The sequence below is a fragment of the Streptomyces sp. cmx-18-6 genome (genome assembly GCF_046548915.1).
Classification (GTDB): domain Bacteria; phylum Actinomycetota; class Actinomycetes; order Streptomycetales; family Streptomycetaceae; genus Streptomyces.
The window spans coordinates 330,384-350,315 of the sequence record NZ_JAEBEP010000005.1; the positions used below are offsets into that span (position 1 = coordinate 330,384).

Genomic DNA, 19,932 nt, shown 5'->3' on the forward strand with positions numbered 1-19,932 from the left:
CCCGCCCCCAGGAAAGGCCCGCCGTGCCGCTCGAAGTCGTCATCTGCGAACCGCTGCGCACCCCCATCGGCCGCTTCGGCGGAGCGTTCGCCCAGCAGACACCGGCCTCGCTCGCCGCACACGTCATCGCCGAGGTGGTGGCCCGCACGGGTATCGACCCGGACCGGGTCGACGAGGTGATCCTCGGCCACGCCTACCCCTCCGCCGAAGCACCCGCCATCGGCCGGGTCGCCGCGCTGGACGCCGGGCTCCCGGCCACGGTCACCGGCTCCCAGATCGACCGCCGCTGCGGCTCCGGACTCCAGGCGGTCCTGGACGCGGCGATGCAGATCCGCACCGGCTTCAGCGACGTCGTGATCGCCGGCGGCGTCGACGTCATGAGCGCCGCGCCCTACTACACCCACGACGGCCGCTGGGGCATCAAGGGCCCCGGCCTCCAGCTCCACGACGCCCTCGCCCGGGGCCGGGTCACCGCCGGCGGCATCCACCACCCCGTCCCCGGCGGCATGATCGAGACAGCGGAGAACCTGCGCCGGGAGTACGGGATCGGCCGCGCCGACCAGGACGCCCTGGCCCTGCGCTCGCAGCAGCGGGCGGCCCGCGCCGCCGCCGAGGGGCGGTACGGGGCGGAGATCGTTCCCGTCACCGTACGCACCCGCAAGGGCGAGATCACCGTCACCGCCGACGAGCACCCCCGCCCCGACACCACCGCCGAGCAACTCGCCGCCCTGCGGCCGGTGATGGCGAAGTCCGACCCGGAGGCCACCGTCACGGCGGGCAACGCCAGCGGGCAGAACGACGCGGCCGCCGCCTGCCTCGTCACCAGCGCCGTGACCGCCGAACGCCTCGGCCTCACCCCGCTCGTCCGCCTCGTCTCCTGCGCCCGCGCGGGCGTCCCCGCCGCCACCATGGGCATCGCCCCCGTCGCCGCCACCCGCACCGCACTGGACCGGGCCGGGCTCACCCTCGCCGACCTCGATCTGATCGAGCTGAACGAGGCGTTCGCCGCACAGGTCCTCGCCTGCACGAGGGAGCTGGGCCTCGGCGAGGCCGACCACGAACAGCGGATCAACGTCAACGGATCGGGCATCTCGCTGGGCCACCCGGTCGGCGCCACCGGAGCCCGCATCCTCGCCACGCTCACCCGCGAACTGGACCGCCGGGAAGGCCGGTTCGGCCTGGAGACGATGTGCATCGGCGGCGGCCAGGCCCTCGCCGCGGTCTTCGAGCGCGTCACCTCCTGATCGGCCCCGGCCCGCCCGGCCCGCCCGGGATGCGGTGCCGGCTCCCGGGCATGCGAAAGGTCCGGCCGGACAGTCCCCGCTGTCCGGCCGGACCTCGTTCGTGCGGGCGGGGCCGCTGATCAGTCCCGCGCGTTACGGGTGCGGCGCATCAGCACCGCCCCGCCGAGCAGCAGCGCGGCGCTCGCGCCCGCCGCCAGACCGAGATCGGCCGCACCGGTGTCGGCCAGGCTCGGGGTGTCGGATCCGGGGGTGTTCGTACCAGGGGTGTTCGACCCGGGGGTGTCGGTGGGCGGCGTCCAGGCCGGGGGCTCGTCGACCGGCGGCTGGTCGACCGGGGGCTGGTCGACGGGCGGCTCCTCGGTGGGCGGCTGGTCGACGGGGGGCTCCTCGGTGGGCGGCTCGTCCACCGGCGGCTCCTCGGTCGGCGGCTCCTCGACCGGGGGCTCCTCGGTCGGAGGCTCGTCCACGGGGGGCTCCTCCGTGGGCGGCTCCTCGACCGGCGGCTCCTCGGTCGGGGGCTCGTTGACCGGGGGCTCCTCGGTGGGCGGCTCCTCGACCGGCGGCTTGGTGGGCGGGTGGTCGTCCTTCGGGCCGTCCACGTTCTTGCACGCGTTGCCGAACGCGGGGTTCAGCAGGGCGATCACATTCACGGTGTTGCCGCACACGTTGACCGGAATGTGCACCGGCACCTGCACGGCGTTGCCCGAGCCGACCCCCGGCGAACCGACGGCCGCCCCCTCGGCCGACGCGTCGGCGTACGCCGAACCGCCGGCCACGGCCAGGAGGCCCGAGGCCGCCGCCATGACGATCAAGCTCTTGTTCAAGGTCTGTCGCATTACTTGCCCTTCCTTAGGACATTCGCGAGGACATTCGCGTGGGTGCTTCGCGCGCGGAGCCGTACGGGTGGTGCCGCTGCTGTGCCGGACCTCCGGTATCCCGCGGGAAGCCATGGTGAAAGCCGATACACATGCGCGCTGGACGACTGCCATAACGATCGAGGGCTGGGCCGGAAACTCGGACGGCCGTGGAAATTGTGTAATCACCCGAACGGATGGATTAGGCGGAATCCGTTCTTCCCGGTCCACGGTTGAAGGGAAACGATTCCGCCCCAACTTTCCCGTCCGTGGCTGACGTTGACCTCCGAAGAGATGTCAAGGGGACGGGGGCGTGAAGCGGGACCGCCTCGAGCCCGCCCGACCCGTTCGGGCGAACGCGACGGACGGTGTGCGCGCAATTCCTTCACGAACAGACAGTCGTGCGAACAGAGGCAGTGCTAAAGGCGCACGCGGACGCGCACCGGTCACGCCCCGCGCCGTGCGCCCCCCGTGCCCGGCATTCGGGTGAACGCGCGCAACCAAACACCCCTCGGCGAGTTGGTCAGGACGCTCCGCCACGGGGCAACCGGTACAAGAAGGGTTAATCGTGATCAAGAAGGTTCTGGCTACGGGTGCTGTCGCCGCCTCCGTGCTCGGTCTCGGATCGACGCAGGCCATGGCGATCAGCAACGACGGAGGCACGACCTCGGTCAACGGCAACGGCGCTTCGCAGTCGTACGGCAACGCCGAGACCCACGGTGACTGGAGCCCGCAGTTCGGCCTGATCCAGGGCTCGCTCAACAAGCCCTGCATCGCCCTGCCGGCCAAGGCGAACCTCGGTTCGCTCGTCGGCCTCGTGCCGATCTCGGTCCAGGACATCAACGTCCTGTCCTCCCCGCAGAACCAGCAGTGCACCGAGAACTCCACCCAGGCCAAGGGCGACGAGGCTCTGTCGCACATCCTGGAGGACATCCCGATCCTCTCCGGCAACGGCGTCGGCAACGGCTGATCCACGGCCGCTCTACTCGGGCCCGGGCCATCGGCGTTCCTCCACCGAGCGGCCCGGGTCCGTCGCTCCACCCGGCCCCACCCGGCTCCATCCGGGGCGCGGCAGCCGGTCCTCCGTCGCATTCCCCGTCGCACGACCTCACGGGCATTGCGTCATTCGGGCGGACAATCCGGGAATCCGCCCGTCGAAGAGTTTCGAATCCGGGCGTTCATCGTTACGAAAGACAGCGCCGGAGTCCCGAGCGATCAGGATCTGGCTCGGGCGGTCACGACAGTCGTGACCGCACCGGACTCCGCCGAGGAAAGGGACGAAAAGTGAAGTACACCAAGGTTGCCGCAGTCGCCGCCGGAACCCTCATGGCGATGGGCGCCGCCACGCCGGCCATGGCCGACGCGGGCGCCGAGGCCATCGCCGCGCACTCCCCGGGCGTGCTGTCCGGCAACATCGTGCAGGTTCCGATCCACATTCCGGTCAACGTCTGCGGCAACACCGTCAACGTGATCGGCCTGCTGAACCCGGCCTTCGGCAACACCTGCGTCAACGCGTGAACAACTGACCGGTCCGGGCCGCTCGGTCCGGACCGGTCCGGCCCCGGGCGGCATCGGCCGCCCGGGGCCTTCGCGTTGCCCCGCGCATTCCCTTCCGCCGCCGCCCGGAGAAAGTGACGCGGGCGCAGTTTCCCGTGGGCAGCCGGATCGTTATCCCCACGAAAGCGGCAGAAGTCACAGGCAAAGAAGGCTTGTGCGCGGCACGGAGACGTGACCGAAGCGGATGCCGCGCAGAAGGGAACCAGAAAAGTGAAGTACGCGAAGACCGCCGCGCTCGTCGCCGGTTCCGTGGTCGCCCTCGGAACGGCGGCCCCCGCCTTCGCCGTCACTGACGTCACGGCCCCCACCTTCAGTCTCGACACCGGCCTCAACCAGGTGATGGCCAGCACCCCGCTGGTCGTGAACCCGCTGGTGGACCTGGCCGCCGAGGCGACCGAGACGGTCTCGAAGGACGGCGCGGTCGGCAAGCTGGCGGGCCGGGCCACCGGTGCGGCCGATGGCGCGGCTCCGCTGCTCGGTGGAGTTCCGCTCGGCCGCTGACAGCCATGGGGCACTCGTTCACCCGGTAGTTCCCCCTAGGCAGTCCCCTCGGTCTTCTTCACCGATTCCATTCGATTCGATTCACTTCGCATTCCTCCGATGCCCGCTCCGCCCGCACGGCGGATGTGCCGAAGGAAAGCATCGTTCGAGTGAATGGGCATAACCACCACCCGCCGCGCCGAGTTGGGCAGAACGCTCCGGACAGGCGGGCACCAGAACATCCCAGAAGGGCTCTTTCATGATTAAGAAGATTATGGCCTCGGCAGCCGTCGCTGCCTCGGTCGTCGGTGTTTCCGCCGCGACCGCCCCGTCCGCCATGGCCATCGCCAACGACGGCGGCACCACCACGGTCAACGGCAACGGCGCTTCGCAGGCGTACGGCAACTCCGCCACCCACGGCGACTGGAGCCCGCAGTTCGCGCTCATCCAGGGCTCGCTCAACAAGCCCTGCATCGCCCTGCCGGCCAAGGCCAACCTCGGTTCGCTCGTCGGCCTCGTGCCGATCACGGTCCAGGACATCAACGTCCTGTCCTCGCCGCAGAACCAGCAGTGCACCGAGAACTCCACCCAGGCCAAGGGTGACGAGGCTCTGTCGCACCTCCTGAACGACATCCCGATCCTCTCCGGCAACGGCGCCGGCAACAACTGAGACCGGGCGGCTCCGGGTCCCCGCCGCTGAATCCCCCGAACTCCCCGGGGGCGGCCCGGAATCCGCCTGTCCGCAGTGAGTGATCCGCGTGGGGCCAGTCCATCCGTACGGCGACCGTTCTTCGCCGGTACGGACGGACTGGCCCTTCGTCGTGCCCCGACGCCCCGTGACCGGGTGAGGGTGCACCCGGTTGGGCCGGATGCCGTAACCCCGGCTGACGATCCGGGCCGGGCCGGGTAGGGCCTCCGCATGGATCCGTACGACAGTCAGACTCCGCAGAGCGCGCAGGGGCGGCCCGCACCGGGCGGCACCCCGATCTACGACCGGCTCGTCGCCGAGTGGCGGGCCGCCGGGCACGGCCACCCGCTGTCCGAACCCCAGCAGGAGCCCGCCCCCCGCCGCAGCGGCGGCTTCGTACCCGCGGCACGCGCCTCGGGCGGGACCCCCGGTGGCTGAGGGCCGGGGCACCGCCTCCGGAAGCTGAGCAACGGCGTCGACCTTGCGCCGGAACAAACCCATTTGAGTGGTACTGCGCAACCGATCGCGACTACCGACTGTTGATCAGTGTGTTCCACAACGGGACGCTCCGAAAGGTGAAGCTTGATGAAGAAGATGATGGCCGGCGCTGCAGTGGCCGTGTCCCTGCTCGGTCTGTCCGCAGTCGCGGCTCCCACGGCCATGGCGATCGGCAACGACGGTGGCACCACCACGGTCAACGGCAACGGCGCCGAGTCGGAGATCGGCAACGCCGAGACCAAGGGCGACTGGAGCCCGCAGAACCAGCTCGTCCAGGGCACCCTGAACAAGCTCTGCATCGGCCTGCCGGCCAAGGTCAACGTCGGTTCGCTCGTCGGCCTCGTGCCGGTCACGGTCCAGGACATCAACGTCCTGTCCAACCCGCAGAACCAGCAGTGCACCGACAACTCGACCCAGGCCAAGGGCGACGAGCCGCTGTCGCACATCCTGGACGACATCCCGGTCCTGTCGGGCAACGGCGTCGGCAACAACTGACGCACCACCGCCTGATGTATCGAGCGCGGGCGGCCCGGAGGTCAACCTCCGGGCCGCCCGCCCTCGTTGGCGCTGCCGCCGCGCATCTCGCGGCCGTCGCGCCCGCCGTCCCGCCGTGACACGGCCACGGCGTCCTGACGCGGCGATGCCCACCACTCCACGGGGGGTGGTGGGCATCGCCGCGTCCGCGTGGCCGGGGACCGGAGCGTCAGCCGAGGGACCGGACCGGGAGCAGGCAGTGGGCTGCGGTGCGGACGACCTCCTCGTTCGCCGCGAAGGCCCGCAGCTGGTCCTCGCTGACCGGCTGCCCCGGAACGGCCTCCGGCCACGGGGCGGTGGCGAACATCCCGTACACCTGGCCCTGTGCGCGGGCGGCGGCCAGCCACTCCGCGGGCGCCGGGTACTGCGCCTTGAGGTGAGGGAGCGTCAGGACGGCCTGGCCCGCCTGGACGAGAAGCTTCGCCTGGATGCCCGGGGCCTCGGCCGCGTCCTGGATCGAGCCGCCGACCTGGAGGCCCGCACGCTCCAGCGCGATGCGCAGCGCGTTCCGGCCGACCTCCGGGCCGTCCTGCCCGTCACCCAGCGAATAGGCGAGCAGATAGGCGGTGTCCTCGTCGGCGCCGGGCTGCCGGCCGCTCCAGCCGATCAGGATCTGGGTGCCCAACTGGGCTTGTGTGAACGTGCTGGTGGAGGTCTGGGGTGTCGTCATGCTCGGCACCCTAACGGCCCCGGACCGGCCGCTATGCATGCGTATCACCCGATCGAGGGAGATCACGGGGTAACTCCGGCGAAGGCGTCGACACGGGCCTCCGTCAGGGCCGGTGGAAAACCAGTTGCCCTCGCTCCCGGGGGCCGGGCTAGGGTGAGCGACGTCTCCGTGCACCGACGTGGCGTACGGAGGAGGAGACCAGAGGAATCAGGAGGTGAGGACATTGATGACTGTCGACGTGACGGGCACTGCCCGCAGCCAGAAGTGCATCGTTCTCCCCCCCCCGTGGCCACCGGCTGACCCACTTCGCGTACGTCACGCACCTCCCGCGCCGAGCGCGCGGCGCCGGGGCCACCCTGTGAAGGGTTTCCCTTGTCTTCCTCGTTTCCTCCGGTTCCGTCCTCCTCGCACCCGCTGACTCCGTACGGCTGGGACGACGACTGGGCGGTCGCCTTCTCCCCCTACGCCGAACAGGGCCTCGTTCCGGGGCGTGTGGTGCGGGTGGACCGCGGTCAGTGCGACGTGATCACCGCGGACGGCCCGGTGCGGGCCGACACCGCGTTCGTCGTGCCGCGCGACCCGATGCGGATCGTCTGCACCGGCGACTGGGCGGCGCTCGACGCGGACGGCGACCCGCGGTTCGTCCGTACGCTGCTGCCGCGCCGTACCGCCTTCGTCCGCTCGACCTCCTCCAAGCGGTCGGACGGCCAGGTCCTCGCCACCAACATCGACCACATCGTCGTCTGCGTCTCGCTCGCCGTCGAACTCGACCTCGGACGCCTGGAGCGCTTTCTCGCGCTCGCCCTGTCCAGCGCCGATGGCGCGGCGCTGCTGGGGGAGGGCCAGAGCCCCGGGGCACACCGGTCCGAGCCGGTCGTGCTGCTCACGAAGGCCGATCTGGTGCCCGACGCCGTCACCCTGTCCCACCTGGTCCGGGACGTCGAGGCCATCGCCCCCGGGGTCCAGGTGCTGCCCGTCAGCTCCACCACGGGCGAGGGGCTCGACGTGTTCGGGGCCGTCGTCCGTGGCGGCACGAGCGTCCTGCTCGGCATCTCCGGCGCGGGCAAGTCCACCCTCGCCAACACCCTGCTGGGCCGGGACGCGATGGAGGTGCGGGCCGCCCGGGACGTCGACGGCAAGGGCCGGCACACCACCACGACCCGCAACCTCCTTCTCCTGCCGCACGGGGGCGTCCTCATCGACACCCCCGGGCTGCGCGGGGTGGGCCTCTTCGACGCCGGGACCGGGGTCGAAGAGCTCTTCTCGGAGATCGAGGAGCTGGCGGCCCGGTGCCGGTTCCACGACTGCGCCCACGAGAGGGAGCCCGGGTGCGCGGTCCTCGCCGCGCTCGCGGACGGCGACCTGCCCGACCGGCGGCTGGAGAGCTACCGCAAGCTGCTGCGCGAGAACCAGCGGATCGTCGCCAAGACCGACGCCCGCGTCCGCTCGGAGATCCTGCGGGACTTCAAGCGCAAGGGCGCCGAGGGGAGGGCGGCCATGCAGGCCAAGCGCGGCCGGGCGCGATAGCGGCGGGCCCCGGCCCTGACGTCCGAAATCCGCGAGTGCGGCAGCGGGGGCTGCCGCACACTGGACGGTGTGATGGACGAACGGACCAGGTACGAGGCGGTGAGCAGCCGCGACGCACGGTTCGACGGCGCGTTCTTCTTCGCCGTCGTGACCACCGGCATCTACTGCCGGCCGAGCTGCCCCGCCGTCACCCCCAAACGCGCCAACGTGCGCTTCTACCCCACCGCTGCCGCCGCCCAGGCGGGCGGCTTCCGGGCCTGCCGGCGCTGCCGCCCCGACGCCGTGCCCGGCTCGGCCGAGTGGAACGTCCGCGCCGACGTCGTCGGCCGTGCCATGCGGCTGATCGGCGACGGTGTGGTGGACCGCGAAGGCGTCCCCGGACTCGCCGGGCGGCTCGGCTACAGCGCCCGGCAGGTCCAGCGCCAGCTCAACGCCGAGCTGGGCGCGGGCCCCGTCGCGCTCGCCCGCGCCCAGCGCTCCCACACCGCCCGGGTGCTCCTCCAGACCACCGGCCTGCCGGTCACCGAGATCGTCTTCGCGGCCGGGTTCAACAGCGTGCGCCAGTTCAACGACACCATCCGCCGGATCTACGCCCGCACCCCCAGCGCCCTGCGCGCCGAGGCCGGGACCGGGCTCGGCGGGGGCCGGAGCGAGGGGCTGCGGGCCGGGATCCCGCTGCGGCTCGCCCATCGGGGCCCGTACGCCGCCGGAGCCCTGTTCGACCTGCTCGCGGAGCGGGCCGTGGCCCGGGTGGAGGAGAGCGTCGGGCCGCCGGGTCGCCGCACCCACCGGCGTACCCTGCGGCTGCCGTACGGGACCGGGATCGCCGCCGTCGACGAAGCCTCGCCCGGCCCGTGGCTGGAGGCCCGGATCCACCTCACCGATCTGCGCGACCTGACCACCGCCGTACAGCGGCTGCGGCGGCTGTTCGACCTGGACGCCGATCCGTACGCCGTCGACGAGGCCCTGTCCGCCGACCCCCGGCTCGCCCCGCTGGTCGCCGCCCGCCCCGGGCTGCGCTCGCCGGGAGCGGCGGACCCGGAGGAGGAGGCCGTACGGACGCTGGTGGGGCGGGAGCGCGCCGGGGAGCTGGTCGAGCGGTACGGGAAGGTGCTGGACGTGCCGTGCGGGGCGCTCACGCACGTGTTCCCCGAGCCGGGCGTGCTGGCCGGGGCCGTCACGGAGCCGGACCTGCGCGCCCTGGCCGCCGCGCTCGTGGACGGGGAGCTGCGGCTGGACGCCGGGGCCGACCGGGACGCGGCCGAACGGACGCTGGCGACCCTGCCCGGGGTGGACCCGCGGACCGCCGCGCTGATCCGGATGCGGGCGCTGGGAGACCCCGATGTGGACCCGTACGGGACGCCGGGGGCCGAGCGGTGGCGGCCGTGGCGCTCGTACGCCGTACGGCACCTGGAGTGCGCCGACCGCACCGCGCGGCCCGCCGTCCGGCGCTGAGCACCGGCCGGGCGGGCAGTGCGGCCGGCCCCGGATCGCGGTCAGCCCCAGATCAGCGCGCCCAGCCACGCCCCCGCCACCAGCAGGCACGCGAACAGCCGCACCAGCACCGCGTACCCCGTCGCCCGCATCACCGAGCGCACCGACGTCCAGCCCGCCCCGCGGCTCCCCAGCCGCAGCCGCTCCGCCCCGTAGATCGCCCCCACGAACCCGGCGATCCCGCCCACCACGGGCACCACGAAGAACCCCACGATGCCCGCGACCCCGCCGATCAGCACCGTCCGGCGGGGCGCACCCGACTCACCCGGGCGGCGCGGCGGCAGCAGCGGTTTCAGGGCCTGGTTCACCAGCATCAGGGCCGTTGCGCCGATCAGTACGCCCCAGGCGGTCGGGGTCATGTCCGTCAGCGCCCACCACAGCACCGCCGCCCAGACGATCGCCTGCCCCGGCACGCCCGGCACCAGGACCCCGACCAGGCCCAGCAGCATGACCAGGCCCACGGCGACGAGCTGCCACACACTCATCCGACCAGCCTGCCGGAGAGCACCCGTCTCCGCCCGTCAGCGCACCCCGGCGACCTGCGGCCGACGAGGTCTCACGCAGGCGCGGTGCGGGCCACCCAGCCGCGCTCGTAGGCGTGCCAGCCCAGCTGGAGCCGGGTGGAGACCCCGGTCAGTTCCATCAGCCCCTTGACCCGGCGCTGCACGGTCCGCAGCCCCAGGTCCAGTTGCCTGGCCACACTGGCGTCCGTCAGCCCGGCCAGCAGCAGCGACAGGATCTCCAGGTCCGTCGTATCGGGCCCGGGCCCGTCCTCGCGCACCTCGCCGCCGCATCCGCCGAGCCGCAGCGGCACGGCCTTCTGCCACACCGCCTCGAAGAGCCCCGTCAGCGACTCCAGCAGCCCGCTGGCGTGCACGACCAGGGCGGCGGGCTCCACGCCGCGCCCAGTCAGCGGCACCATCGCCAGGCTCCGGTCGGCGACCACCAGTTTCGTCGGCACCCGGTCCACCACCCGGCACTGCTCGTCCCGGCCCAGCGCCGCGGACAGCTCCACGATCCCGGACGGCAGCGACAGCGCCTCGCGCTCGACGACCACCCGGCAGGCGACCCCGCGCGCGGCCGCCCGCTCCTCGGGCCCGCTCTCCGTCCCGTTCACCGCGACCGGCTTCCCGGTGACCAGGGCGCACACCTCGAACACCGCCCCCAGCTGCAACTGGTGGAAGCGCCGGGCGACCGCGGCCGCTCCCGTCACCACCTCCACCAGGTCGTGCGCCTCCGGCTCGCTCGCCTCCGCGCGGTACTCCTCGGCCAGCAGCGCGGACGCCTGCTCCGCCTGCTCCAGCTCGTGCCGCTGCCGGCTCAGCAGCGCACCCAGCGCGACCCCGGGCGGAGCCGCCACCCAGCGTCCCGGGCGGGCCGAGGACTGTGCGGCCAGCCCCTGCTGCCCCAGCCGCCGCAGCACCCGCTCGGTGTCCGCCTCGGGGAGAGCCAGCCGGTGGGCGAGATCGGGGAGTTCGGCCGCTCCCGCTGCTACGAGCGCCCGGTACGCGGCTTCCTGTCGCTCGTCCAGACCTATGGCGCCCAGCATCCTCCGACCCTCCCCGGGTGTGGTGATCGCGCGTCGCGGCGCCCGTTCCGGCCGGTCCGGCGTGGCGAGAACGAGCCACGGCGCAAACCCGCCGCGCACATCATCCCCCGTACTCACCCCTCGTACCCCTGGCCTCACCACCCCTATGGCGTCACAGGGATACCGACAACCGCCGGAATACGCCCTCTTCGGCTGTTTCGTTCAGGACCGATTCCGTCGCAGCGGAGTACCGGCCTCATCGCGCCGGTCCGTGGCGCGAACCAGACGGCCATGACGTGTCGGTCAACTCCGTGCGGGCCTCTTTTTCCGGATGCCCCGTTTTCGGGCGGGCTCCGCGGTGGACAATAAGGGCATGAGTCAGCAGGGGGAGAAGCCCGCCGCCCACGAGGACGACTGGTGGCGGAAGCTGTACGACGAGAGCGCGCCGGACCTCGGCCCGAGCCGCGCGCCCGACAGCCTCGACGACCGCTTCGACTCGGTGTCGGACACGGTGGGCGGGGCGGTGGACCGACAGCGGGACACCGCGCGGGAGGCCGGGCGGGACGCGTTCCCGGACGCGGTGCCGGAACCGGAACCGGCATACGAACGCGAACCGGAGTGGACGTCGCAGGTCGAGCCGGAACCGGAATCCGAACCGGAGCGGGCGTGGGGCGGTGTGCCGGAGCCGGACGTCGGCGCGGAGCCGATACGGGATCCGCGTGCGGCCCAGGGCCCGTACCCGCGCCAGGAGCGGGAGCAATCCCCGTACGGGGAGCGGTCGTCGAAGCCCGCCCCGGCCCCCGCCGCCGTTCCCGGCCCCCGGAACACCGTCTTCCCCGCCCCCTGGGAGACCACCGCCCATCCGCCCGGCCCCCGCACCTTCGCCGCGCCGAAACCGCCCGAACCCGAGCCGCCCGCCCCCGTGGAGCCGGCCGTCGCGCCCGACCCCAGCGCCCTGCACCCCTTCCCCCCGGACTGGGCCGCGAGCGACGCCCCGGCCGATGACGCCGGCGGGGCACGGCGGCCCCTCGTCGGCCACCTCGGGGACCGGCCGCCCACCTATGACGCCGAGCCCGCCGCCCTGCCCGCCGCCACCTCGGAGAACCTGGACGCCCTGGTCCCCGACACCGTGCTGGACGGCGCGCGGTACGGGACGTACACCCTGCGCGCCGCCTCCGTACGGGGCGACTCCGCCCGGTTCCGGGGCGAACCCCGGCGCGACGCGCTGTTCACCGCCCGGTTCGGGGCGGCCGAGAGCGCACTCGTCCTCGTCGCGGTGGCCGGGGGCGCACGGGTCGGCGAGGGGGCGCACCTCGCCGCGGCCGACGCCTGCCGGTGGATCGCCGGGGCCGTCGCCCGCAGCCACGCCCGGCTCTCCGACGACATAAGGGCCGGCCGCCGGGGCGACCTGAAGTCGGGGCTGCACCGGCTCACCGACCGTACGTACGGAAAGCTCCGGGCCCGCGCCGCCGAACTCGGCCTCGAACCGGGGGAGTACACCGCCGGTCTGCGCTGTCTGCTGCTCCCCGCCGACCCCGACTGCCGCACCCGGGTCTTCTTCGGCGTCGGCGGCGGCGGCCTGTTCCGGCTCCGCGACGGGCTCTGGCAGGACCTGGAGCCGGTGATCGCGCAGCTGCCGTCGCCGGGGAGCGCGAGCGAGGAGGGGCCGGACGGCGACCGGCTGACCATGGACCTCCAGATCACCACGCCCCCCTCCCCGTACAGCGACGGCCCCGCCCCGCCGCCCGCCGAACTCTTCCGCTTCCGGGCCTCCGTGGCCCGCCCGGGCGACACGCTGCTGCTCTGCAGCAACGGGCTGGCCGAGCCGATGCGCGACGAACCGGAGCTCCCGGCCGAGCTCGCCGAGCGCTGGGGCCCGCCGGGGCCGCCCGGACTGCCCGCGTTCCTCGCCGACGCCCAGCTCCGTATCAAGGGGTACGCCGACGACCGCACCTGCGCGGCCGTCTGGGAGGCGTAACCGCGCACGCCGTGGGTTGATGGACTCCGGAGGCCGTACGTCCGGCCGACGTTTCGGCCTCCGGAGTCCGGACAACCGACAGTGCACGGAGCACGGGCAAGGGAAGGGCACGCACCCATGGCCAAGCAGAACGTGGCGGAGCAGTTCGTCGACATCCTCGCCAGGGCGGGCGTCAAACGCCTGTACGGCGTCGTCGGCGACAGCCTGAACCCCGTCGTGGACGCCATTCGGCGTAACTCGGCCATCGACTGGATCCACGTCCGCCATGAGGAGACCGCCGCCTTCGCGGCCGGCGCCGAGGCCCAGATCACCGGGTCCCTGGCCGCGTGCGCCGGGTCCTGCGGGCCGGGCAACCTGCATCTGATCAACGGCCTGTACGACGCGCACCGTTCGATGGCCCCGGTCCTCGCCCTCGCCTCGCACATCCCCTCCAGCGAGATCGGGCTCGGCTACTTCCAGGAGACGCATCCGGAGCTGCTGTTCCAGGAGTGCAGCCACTACAACGAGATGATCTCCAACCCGGAGCAGATGCCGCGCCTCCTCCAGACGGCCATCCAGCACGCCATCGGCCGCGGCGGCGTGAGCGTGGTCTCGATGCCGGGCGACATCGCCTCCAAGCAGGCCCCCGAGAAGACCGTCGAGCACGCGCTCGTCACCTCGCGGCCGACCGTCCGCCCCGGCGACGACGAGATCGACAAGCTCTGCCGGATGGTGGACGAGGCCAAGCGGGTGACGCTGTTCTGCGGCAGCGGCACGGCGGGCGCGCACGCCGAGGTGATGGAGTTCGCCGAGAAGGTGAAGTCCCCGGTCGGGCACGCGCTGCGCGGCAAGGAGTGGATCCAGTACGACAACCCGTACGACGTCGGCATGAGCGGGCTGCTCGGCTACGGCGCCGCGTACGAGGCGACCCATGAGTGCGATCTGCTGATCCTGCTCGGCACCGACTTCCCGTACAACGCGTTCCTCCCCGACGACGTGAAGATCGTCCAGGTCGACGTCCGCCCCGAACACCTGGGCCGGCGCTCCAAGCTGGACCTCGCGGTGTGGGGCGATGTGCGCGAGACGCTGCGCTGTCTGACGCCCCGGGTGCAGCCCAAGACCGACCGCAAGTTCCTCGACCGGATGCTGAAGAAGCACGCCGACGCGCTGGAGGGCGTCGTCAAGGCGTACACCCGCAAGGTCGAGAAGCACACCCCGATCCACCCCGAGTACGTCGCCTCCGTGCTGGACGAGATGGCCGACCAGGACGCGGTGTTCACCGTCGACACCGGGATGAACAACGTGTGGGCCGCCCGCTATCTGACGCCCAACGGCAGGCGGCGGGTGATCGGTTCGTTCAGCCACGGCTCGATGGCCAACGCGCTGCCGCAGGCGATCGGGGCCCAGTTCGTCGACCGCGGCCGGCAGGTCGTGGCGATGTCGGGCGACGGCGGATTCTCCATGCTGATGGGCGACTTCCTCACCCTGGTCCAGTACGACCTGCCGGTGAAGGTGGTGCTGTTCAACAACTCCTCCCTGGGCATGGTGGAGTTGGAGATGATGGTCGGCGGACTGCCCGCCTACGGCACCGCCAACAAGAACCCGGACTTCGCCGCCGTGGCCCGCGCCTGCGGGGCGTACGGGGTGCGGGTGGAGAAGCCCAAGCAGTTGCAGAGCGCCCTGAAGGACGCCTTCAAGCACAAGGGCCCCGCGCTCGTCGACGTGGTGACCGACCCCAACGCGCTCTCCATCCCGCCGAAGATCAAGGCCGACATGGTCACCGGCTTCGCCCTCTCGGCGAGCAAGGTGGTGCTGGACGGGGGAGTGGGGCGGATGCTCCAGATGGCGCGCTCCAACCTCCGTAACGTGCCCCGCCCTTGAGCGGTAAATGAGCTGTTCCCCGCTCCCATGGCAAGGCCCGCACACATCGGTGGGACGTGTGCGGGCCGCGTCGTTCCGTGCGCCCCCCGCTGCTCCCGCCTGCGCTCTTCCGGACGCGCTCCACAAGCGTGACGGTGTGCGTACGGGGGCATGCATCCCGTGAGACTGTTCGACGGACGGCCGGATCAGGGGAGGGTGGGATCACTGTGCGGGCGGGGGAAATGGTGAAGCGTCAGAAGAGGGCCCAGACCGCCGAGGCGCGCGGTCCTCGGGGGCGCAGACCGGGCGGCGAGCCGCAGCAGCCGGCCAGGATGCGCCGCAGAGTCGGCCACACGGAGCGGGCCGCGGTGGGGGAAGTGCGCCGCGAGCTGCGGGAGTTCCTCCGACATCGCTCCGGGCCCGAGCAGATCGACGCGGCGGAGCTGCTGCTGAGCGAGCTGGTGACCAACGCGTTGATCCACACCCGTCACGGGGCCATGGTCACCGCCACGGCGACGCCCGCGGCCTTACGGGTGGAGGTCCAGGACTTCGAAGCGGACCTGCCCGCGCCGTACGTACCGAACGCCGACGACGGTACGCACGGCCGGGGGCTGATCCTGGTGCGGAGTCTGGCCGACGCCTGGGGGGTGGAGGCGCGGGCCCTGGGCAAGGTGGTCTGGTTCGAGCTGCGCGGCGAAAAGCCCTGACCGGGCCCTTCGCCGCACGCGGTTCACGACCGTGCTCCGCTCAGCCGAACTGCTGCTCCAGATCCTTCAGTTTCTGTTCCAGCGAGTCGAGCCGGGGGAGCGTCTGGGTGTCGTCCTCAGCGGTGAGGTCGACCGCCCGTGCGTCACTTCCCGCGTTCGAAGGGCCAAGGCTCTTCGAGCTCGAACCGTCCGCCGGCTGCGTCGTGCCGACGGCTTGCAGGGATGGCCGGGGTCGCAGGGGCAGCTGACCCGGCTCTGTTATGGCGGGCTCCGCGACGGGCGGCGGCGCGCCGCCCGAAGCCGGCGCCAGGGCGGGGACGTCCACCTGGTGGCCGCCCCGGCCGCCGCGCCCCCAGACCCGGTTCTGCCGGTTCAGGGCCTTGATGCGGGCCCGGTCCAGCTTCTCCTGGTCGCGTCGGCGCAGCCGGTTCTGCTCCCGCTCCCTGCGGTCCTCCCGGACCTCGTCCACCGCCTCGTCCAGCGTGCGTACGCCTTCGAGGAGCATCAGCGACCAGGCGCCGAAGGTCTCCCGGGGCGCCCGCAGCCAGCGGACGATGCGGATCTGCGGCAACGGACGGGGCACCAGGCCCTGTTCGCGCAGCGCGGCCCGGCGGGTCTGCTTGAGCGCACGGTCGAAGAGCACCGCGGCCGAGAGGGACATCCCCGCGAAGAAGTGCGGAGCGCCCGCGTGGTCCATGCCCCGCGGCGCGTGCACCCAGTTGAACCAGGCGGCGGCCCCGGCGAACGTCCACACCAGCAGCCGGGAGCCGAGCGCCGCGTCTCCGTGGCTCGCCTCCCGCACGGCCAGCACGGAGCAGAACATCGCCGCGCCGTCCAGTCCGAAGGGGACCAGGTACTCCCAGCCCCCGCTGAGGTTCAGGTTCTGCCGGCCGAAGCCGACGAGCCCGTGGAAGGAGAGCGCGGCGGCGACGGCCGCGCAGCAGAACAGCAGGACGTAGCTGGCGGTGGCGTACAGCGCTTCCTTGCGCCGGCGGCGTTCCTCGCTGCGTTCCCAGTTGTCGTCGGCCGCGGCCTTGCCGGCGGCGCGCTTGCCGCGTGCGACCACCGTCACCGCCGCCATGACTCCCACGAGCAGTACGGCGCCCGGAAGCAGCCAGTCAAGCGATATGTCGGTCAGTCTCATGCCCGGTCCCTTGCGTCACGTAGGGCGTTTCGTGCGCCATCGTGACGGAATTCCCGTCCCGTTCCGCGGGTTTCGGGACAAGAGCACGCCATGGGGGTGGCCGGGGCTATCGTTGGGTGGAATCTTCTCGAACGACCGCGCGATTCAACCGAGTTGCGTTCGATCGGACGTCATCCGGACGGGCGGTGTGGATCACGAAGCGGTGGCGAGCTTGCGCACCCGGTCCGCGTCACAGGTACGGGGGCAGGTCACACAGGTGTCCTCGGGGCGCAGGGTGTAGAAGAGGCAGCAGCTCGCCCGGTCCCGGGTCGGCAGCGACTGGCCATCGGGTCCGGTCAGCTCGCGGAAGCCCGCGGTGCCGACGTACGGCTTCGTGGTGCCGGGGAGCAGCAGCTCCAGCTCCGCCATCGCGCGGCGCTCCTCGCCGAGCAGATGAGCGATGTACCAGAGGCCCTCGACGATCTCGTCCGTCGCCATCCCCCACAGTGCGCGCTTTCCGCGGCGCATGCGCGGCCCGAACCCCTCCAGGACCGGTGCGAGGTGCTCGGTGAGGGCGGCCAGGACCTCGGCCCGCAGCGCCGTCTCGTCCGCGACCACCCGGGCCCCGGGCAGGTGCGCCGCCGGGTCGTCCGGCAGGCAGGCGAACTCCCGGACCCGCACCGTCAGGTGTCCCAGCGCCCGCTGGAAGGCGACGTCCTCGACCGGGATCCGGGGCACCCGGCGTTGCAGGAACCAGGGCACCGTGACCAGCAGGCAGGCGGGCCAGGCGTAGCGGTGGAGCCCGAAGCTGGCCACCACGTCGGGGCGGGCCTGCTGCCCGTAGTCCCGCAGTACCTGTGCGTTGTCCCAGGCCAGGAAGGTGTCCACGGCCGCGCCGCCGGCGGCCAGGTCGGCCGCGCCGACCCAGCCCGCGCCGGAGGGGGCGCTCGCGCCCTCGTCGAGCACATCGGCGCGCAGCCCGGGGAAGACCTCGGTCAGGCGGGCGTACGCGGCGGTCACAGGGGACGTCGCGGCACCGGTGAGCAACGGAGAGAGGGTCATGCAGGGACCACCGAATCGGGATCGTTTGCAGGTAAGGCTTACCTTACCCGACGCGATCGATGTTTGAACTGCGGCCTCCTCGCTCTATCGTGCACGGAGGGCGGGGCGCACGCGAACCGGCCCGCGCGGCAGGCGAGGAGGTCCGGGTGGAGCAGGGGAGCGCGCGTGAGGGCGTACGGCCGCCGTACGCGCCCGGCGCGTACGCGGGAGCCCCGGTCACCGGCCGGGTGCCCGAACAGGCGCGCGTCAGCCGGATGCGCTTCGGCGGTACGCCGTACGGGGCAGCGGGCGGGGCGGCGGACGACGCGGCGGCCCGTGGCGAGCACACCCACAGCGAGCCGCCCGTCCCCCGTGTGGTGCGTCACTCCGTCCGGGGCCAGATCCTGGAGGCCCTGCGCGCCGCGCTCGTGGACGGCGAGCTGACCCCCGGCCAGGTTTACTCCGCCCCGGCGCTCGGCGCCCGCTTCGGGGTCTCCGCCACCCCGGTGCGCGAGGCGATGCAGCAGCTGGCCGTCGAGGGGGCCGTCGAGGTCGTGCCGAACCGAGGGTTCCGGGTCAGCGAACGGGGGCCCCGCGAGCTGGCGGAGCTGGCCGAGGTGCGCGCCCTGATCGAGGTACCGGTGATGCTCCGTCTGGCCCGCACCGTCCCGGCCGAGCGCTGGGGCGTGCTGCGTCCGCTGGCCGACGCGACGGTCGCCGCGGCGGCGGTGGGGGACCGGGCGAGCTACGCCGAGTGCGACCGGGCCTTCCACCGCGCGGTCCTCACGCTGTCGGGCAACGAGCAGCTGGTGGCGGTCGCCGACGAGCTGCACCGCCGCTCCCAGTGGCCGCTGGTCTCGGGCCCCGCCACCCGCCGGGCCGACCTGCTGGCGGACGCGGCCGAGCACACCGCGCTGCTGGACGCCCTGATCGCCCAGGACCTGGCCGTCGTCCAGGCCCTCGTACGGGAACACTTCACCGGCGCGGACGGCTGAGGGGCCCGCACCGACTGGCGCGGGCGGCTGGCCGGCCCGCACGGCTGAGGGCCCGCACCGGCGCACGGCGTCGAGATCCCGTGGTGCGGACGGCTGAGGAGCCCGCACCGACTGGCGTGGGCGGCTGACCGGCCCGCACGGCTGAGGGCCCGCACGGGCGCACAACGTCGAAAACCCGTGCGCCGGTGCGGGCCCCCTCGGGGAGGGTCGGGCAGCCCCTAGTGCGCCGCCGCCGACCGGGGCCCCGGGAGTCCGATGTGCGGGCCCAGCCAGGTCGGCACCCCGCCGAGCAGCCGGAACAGCCGCCCCGCCTCCGCGCGCAGCCGGGCCGCCTCCGGCTCGGGCTCCGCGTCCGCCAGGGAGATCAGCGCCGGGGCCGTGCCGACCAGATAGCCCAGCTCCTCCCGGATCCGCAGCGACTCCGCGAAGCCGTGCCGGGCCTCGGCCAGCTCGCCCTCACGCAGGGCGAGGGAGGCGAGATGCCGCCAGGTGAACGACAGCAGCAGTTCGTCGCCGCGCGCGGTCGCCCCGGCGTGCGCCCGGCGGTAGGCGGCGCGGGCCGACTGCGGGGAGTCCGCGATGTTCTGGGCGATCAGCCCGCGCCGGAAGTCCAGCAGCGGCCGTCCGGGGGCGGCGGGGGCCAGCAGCGCCGCCGCCCGGCTCAGGGCGACGCTCGCCTCGTCGGCCCGGTCCCGTACGCCCAGAAGGGTCGAGGCGTAGGCGAGGTGGCCCCGCTCGCAGGCGGCCCCGCCGCGTTCGTCGTCGCTGCGGGCCAGCGCCTCGGCGCCGCGCAGGGCGTCCTCCGCGTCGGTCCAGCCCTCGCCGGTGTAGAGGCAGCGCTCGGTCAGCAGAGCGGTCCGCTGGAGCGCGGCGGCCGGGTCGGTCGCCGCGTGCGGCTCCAGCAGGGCGGCGGCGTCCGTCCAGCAGGCGCGGGACCGCAGCCGCCATACCGCTGTCTGGAGCGGCGGATCGTCATCTGCTGTCGTTCCGGAACCAGACATGGCGGTATGCGTCACATTGCCCTCCCCGAGCGCGCCATTGTGCTGTTGAGACCCACCGGCAACCGATGGGTCCGAGTCTGGCCCGCATCTCAGCACGGATTGGCACGCCGGGCCAAGGGGTCCGACTGATGTCAGGTGAAGGAATTCACAAACGGGGGGAGCGGACCCGCCCTC

General features: G+C 72.9%; 20 protein-coding genes. 13 read left to right on the top strand and 7 right to left on the bottom strand.

What is annotated here, in order from left to right:
• Nucleotides 1-23: 23 nt before the first annotated feature.
• Nucleotides 24-1,244 carry an acetyl-CoA C-acetyltransferase gene (locus ACLJPL_RS14580; RefSeq protein WP_411081238.1) on the top strand — a complete coding sequence of 407 codons (1,221 nt, stop codon included), beginning with the start codon at nucleotides 24-26 and terminating at the stop codon, nucleotides 1,242-1,244.
• A gap of 119 nt (nucleotides 1,245-1,363) precedes the next feature.
• On the opposite strand, the gene ACLJPL_RS14585 is transcribed toward ACLJPL_RS14580, so the two are convergent.
• Nucleotides 1,364-2,080, bottom strand: a complete 717-nt coding sequence (locus tag ACLJPL_RS14585) for a chaplin family protein (RefSeq protein WP_411081239.1) — start codon at nucleotides 2,078-2,080, stop codon at nucleotides 1,364-1,366.
• Nucleotides 2,081-2,666: 586 nt separating this feature from the next.
• Here ACLJPL_RS14585 and ACLJPL_RS14590 point away from each other — a divergent pair.
• From ACLJPL_RS14590 to ACLJPL_RS14615, 6 genes are all read left to right on the top strand, one after another.
• The gene (locus ACLJPL_RS14590; protein ID WP_411081240.1) at nucleotides 2,667-3,068 is read left to right on the top strand and encodes a rodlin; all 402 of its coding nucleotides are present in this window, start codon (nucleotides 2,667-2,669) and stop codon (nucleotides 3,066-3,068) included.
• A 314-nt stretch (nucleotides 3,069-3,382) separates the two neighbouring features.
• Nucleotides 3,383-3,616: a chaplin gene (locus ACLJPL_RS14595; protein ID WP_411081241.1), complete on the top strand. Its 234-nt coding sequence runs from the start codon at nucleotides 3,383-3,385 to the stop codon at nucleotides 3,614-3,616.
• A 249-nt stretch (nucleotides 3,617-3,865) separates the two neighbouring features.
• The gene (locus ACLJPL_RS14600; protein WP_411081418.1) at nucleotides 3,866-4,156 is read left to right on the top strand and encodes a hypothetical protein; all 291 of its coding nucleotides are present in this window, start codon (nucleotides 3,866-3,868) and stop codon (nucleotides 4,154-4,156) included.
• 238 nt (nucleotides 4,157-4,394) lie between these two features.
• Nucleotides 4,395-4,805 (top strand): rodlin, encoded by a 411-nt coding sequence (locus tag ACLJPL_RS14605; protein WP_411081242.1) that lies wholly within the window; start codon nucleotides 4,395-4,397, stop codon nucleotides 4,803-4,805.
• A 249-nt stretch (nucleotides 4,806-5,054) separates the two neighbouring features.
• A complete protein-coding gene (locus ACLJPL_RS14610) occupies nucleotides 5,055-5,261 on the top strand; it encodes a hypothetical protein (RefSeq protein WP_411081243.1) in 207 nt (68 codons plus the stop codon).
• Between the two features lie 147 nt (nucleotides 5,262-5,408).
• Nucleotides 5,409-5,816, top strand: coding sequence for a rodlin (locus ACLJPL_RS14615; RefSeq protein ID WP_411081244.1), 408 nt, complete (start codon nucleotides 5,409-5,411; stop codon nucleotides 5,814-5,816).
• 208 nt (nucleotides 5,817-6,024) lie between these two features.
• On the opposite strand, the gene ACLJPL_RS14620 is transcribed toward ACLJPL_RS14615, so the two are convergent.
• Nucleotides 6,025-6,525: a DUF5949 family protein gene (locus ACLJPL_RS14620; protein WP_411081245.1), complete on the bottom strand. Its 501-nt coding sequence runs from the start codon at nucleotides 6,523-6,525 to the stop codon at nucleotides 6,025-6,027.
• A gap of 372 nt (nucleotides 6,526-6,897) precedes the next feature.
• On the opposite strand from ACLJPL_RS14620, the gene rsgA reads away from it, so the two are divergent.
• Together rsgA and ACLJPL_RS14630 are read left to right on the top strand one after the other, a co-directional pair.
• On the top strand, nucleotides 6,898-8,052 hold the full coding sequence (gene rsgA, locus ACLJPL_RS14625; protein ID WP_411081246.1) for a ribosome small subunit-dependent GTPase A: 1,155 nt from the start codon (nucleotides 6,898-6,900) through the stop codon (nucleotides 8,050-8,052).
• Between the two features lie 72 nt (nucleotides 8,053-8,124).
• The gene (locus tag ACLJPL_RS14630; RefSeq protein ID WP_411081247.1) at nucleotides 8,125-9,507 is read left to right on the top strand and encodes a DNA-3-methyladenine glycosylase 2 family protein; all 1,383 of its coding nucleotides are present in this window, start codon (nucleotides 8,125-8,127) and stop codon (nucleotides 9,505-9,507) included.
• A 41-nt stretch (nucleotides 9,508-9,548) separates the two neighbouring features.
• On the opposite strand, the gene ACLJPL_RS14635 is transcribed toward ACLJPL_RS14630, so the two are convergent.
• Both ACLJPL_RS14635 and ACLJPL_RS14640 read right to left on the bottom strand, forming a co-directional pair.
• A complete protein-coding gene (locus ACLJPL_RS14635) occupies nucleotides 9,549-10,031 on the bottom strand; it encodes a DUF456 domain-containing protein (RefSeq protein WP_411081248.1) in 483 nt (160 codons plus the stop codon).
• A 71-nt stretch (nucleotides 10,032-10,102) separates the two neighbouring features.
• Nucleotides 10,103-11,095, bottom strand: coding sequence for a helix-turn-helix domain-containing protein (locus tag ACLJPL_RS14640; RefSeq protein ID WP_411081249.1), 993 nt, complete (start codon nucleotides 11,093-11,095; stop codon nucleotides 10,103-10,105).
• Nucleotides 11,096-11,447: 352 nt separating this feature from the next.
• Between ACLJPL_RS14640 and ACLJPL_RS14645 the strand changes: the two genes are divergently transcribed.
• From ACLJPL_RS14645 to ACLJPL_RS14655, 3 genes are all read left to right on the top strand, one after another.
• On the top strand, nucleotides 11,448-13,052 hold the full coding sequence (locus ACLJPL_RS14645; RefSeq protein ID WP_411081250.1) for a protein phosphatase 2C domain-containing protein: 1,605 nt from the start codon (nucleotides 11,448-11,450) through the stop codon (nucleotides 13,050-13,052).
• A 117-nt stretch (nucleotides 13,053-13,169) separates the two neighbouring features.
• Nucleotides 13,170-14,912 (top strand): pyruvate dehydrogenase, encoded by a 1,743-nt coding sequence (locus tag ACLJPL_RS14650; protein WP_411081251.1) that lies wholly within the window; start codon nucleotides 13,170-13,172, stop codon nucleotides 14,910-14,912.
• Nucleotides 14,913-15,223: 311 nt separating this feature from the next.
• On the top strand, nucleotides 15,224-15,598 hold the full coding sequence (locus ACLJPL_RS14655) for an ATP-binding protein (protein ID WP_411081419.1): 375 nt from the start codon (nucleotides 15,224-15,226) through the stop codon (nucleotides 15,596-15,598).
• Between the two features lie 40 nt (nucleotides 15,599-15,638).
• On the opposite strand, the gene ACLJPL_RS14660 is transcribed toward ACLJPL_RS14655, so the two are convergent.
• On the bottom strand, nucleotides 15,639-16,742 hold the full coding sequence (locus ACLJPL_RS14660; RefSeq protein ID WP_411081252.1) for a DUF2637 domain-containing protein: 1,104 nt from the start codon (nucleotides 16,740-16,742) through the stop codon (nucleotides 15,639-15,641).
• A gap of 192 nt (nucleotides 16,743-16,934) precedes the next feature.
• On the bottom strand, nucleotides 16,935-17,783 hold the full coding sequence (locus ACLJPL_RS14665; protein WP_411081253.1) for a (2Fe-2S)-binding protein: 849 nt from the start codon (nucleotides 17,781-17,783) through the stop codon (nucleotides 16,935-16,937).
• Nucleotides 17,784-17,929: 146 nt separating this feature from the next.
• Between ACLJPL_RS14665 and ACLJPL_RS14670 the strand changes: the two genes are divergently transcribed.
• Nucleotides 17,930-18,757 carry a GntR family transcriptional regulator gene (locus tag ACLJPL_RS14670; protein ID WP_411081254.1) on the top strand — a complete coding sequence of 276 codons (828 nt, stop codon included), beginning with the start codon at nucleotides 17,930-17,932 and terminating at the stop codon, nucleotides 18,755-18,757.
• A 218-nt stretch (nucleotides 18,758-18,975) separates the two neighbouring features.
• On the opposite strand, the gene ACLJPL_RS14675 is transcribed toward ACLJPL_RS14670, so the two are convergent.
• Entirely contained in the window at nucleotides 18,976-19,758 is a 783-nt protein-coding gene (locus ACLJPL_RS14675; RefSeq protein WP_411081255.1) for a hypothetical protein, read from the bottom strand.
• Nucleotides 19,759-19,932 lie beyond the last annotated feature (174 nt).

Excerpts from the sequence above, each read along its gene's own strand:
- ACLJPL_RS14585 (WP_411081239.1), bottom strand. The coding sequence starts at position 2,080 with ATGCGACAGACCTTGAACAAGAGCTTGATCGTCATGGCGGCGGCCTCG.
- ACLJPL_RS14605 (WP_411081242.1), top strand. The coding sequence starts at position 4,395 with ATGATTAAGAAGATTATGGCCTCGGCAGCCGTCGCTGCCTCGGTCGTC.
- ACLJPL_RS14610 (WP_411081243.1), top strand. The coding sequence starts at position 5,055 with ATGGATCCGTACGACAGTCAGACTCCGCAGAGCGCGCAGGGGCGGCCC.
- ACLJPL_RS14615 (WP_411081244.1), top strand. The coding sequence starts at position 5,409 with ATGAAGAAGATGATGGCCGGCGCTGCAGTGGCCGTGTCCCTGCTCGGT.
- ACLJPL_RS14620 (WP_411081245.1), bottom strand. The coding sequence starts at position 6,525 with ATGACGACACCCCAGACCTCCACCAGCACGTTCACACAAGCCCAGTTG.
- ACLJPL_RS14630 (WP_411081247.1), top strand. The coding sequence starts at position 8,125 with ATGGACGAACGGACCAGGTACGAGGCGGTGAGCAGCCGCGACGCACGG.
- ACLJPL_RS14635 (WP_411081248.1), bottom strand. The coding sequence starts at position 10,031 with ATGAGTGTGTGGCAGCTCGTCGCCGTGGGCCTGGTCATGCTGCTGGGC.
- ACLJPL_RS14640 (WP_411081249.1), bottom strand. The coding sequence starts at position 11,095 with ATGCTGGGCGCCATAGGTCTGGACGAGCGACAGGAAGCCGCGTACCGG.
- ACLJPL_RS14645 (WP_411081250.1), top strand. The coding sequence starts at position 11,448 with ATGAGTCAGCAGGGGGAGAAGCCCGCCGCCCACGAGGACGACTGGTGG.
- ACLJPL_RS14650 (WP_411081251.1), top strand. The coding sequence starts at position 13,170 with ATGGCCAAGCAGAACGTGGCGGAGCAGTTCGTCGACATCCTCGCCAGG.
- ACLJPL_RS14655 (WP_411081419.1), top strand. The coding sequence starts at position 15,224 with ATGCGCCGCAGAGTCGGCCACACGGAGCGGGCCGCGGTGGGGGAAGTG.
- ACLJPL_RS14660 (WP_411081252.1), bottom strand. The coding sequence starts at position 16,742 with ATGAGACTGACCGACATATCGCTTGACTGGCTGCTTCCGGGCGCCGTA.
- ACLJPL_RS14665 (WP_411081253.1), bottom strand. The coding sequence starts at position 17,783 with ATGACCCTCTCTCCGTTGCTCACCGGTGCCGCGACGTCCCCTGTGACC.
- ACLJPL_RS14675 (WP_411081255.1), bottom strand. The coding sequence starts at position 19,758 with ATGTCTGGTTCCGGAACGACAGCAGATGACGATCCGCCGCTCCAGACA.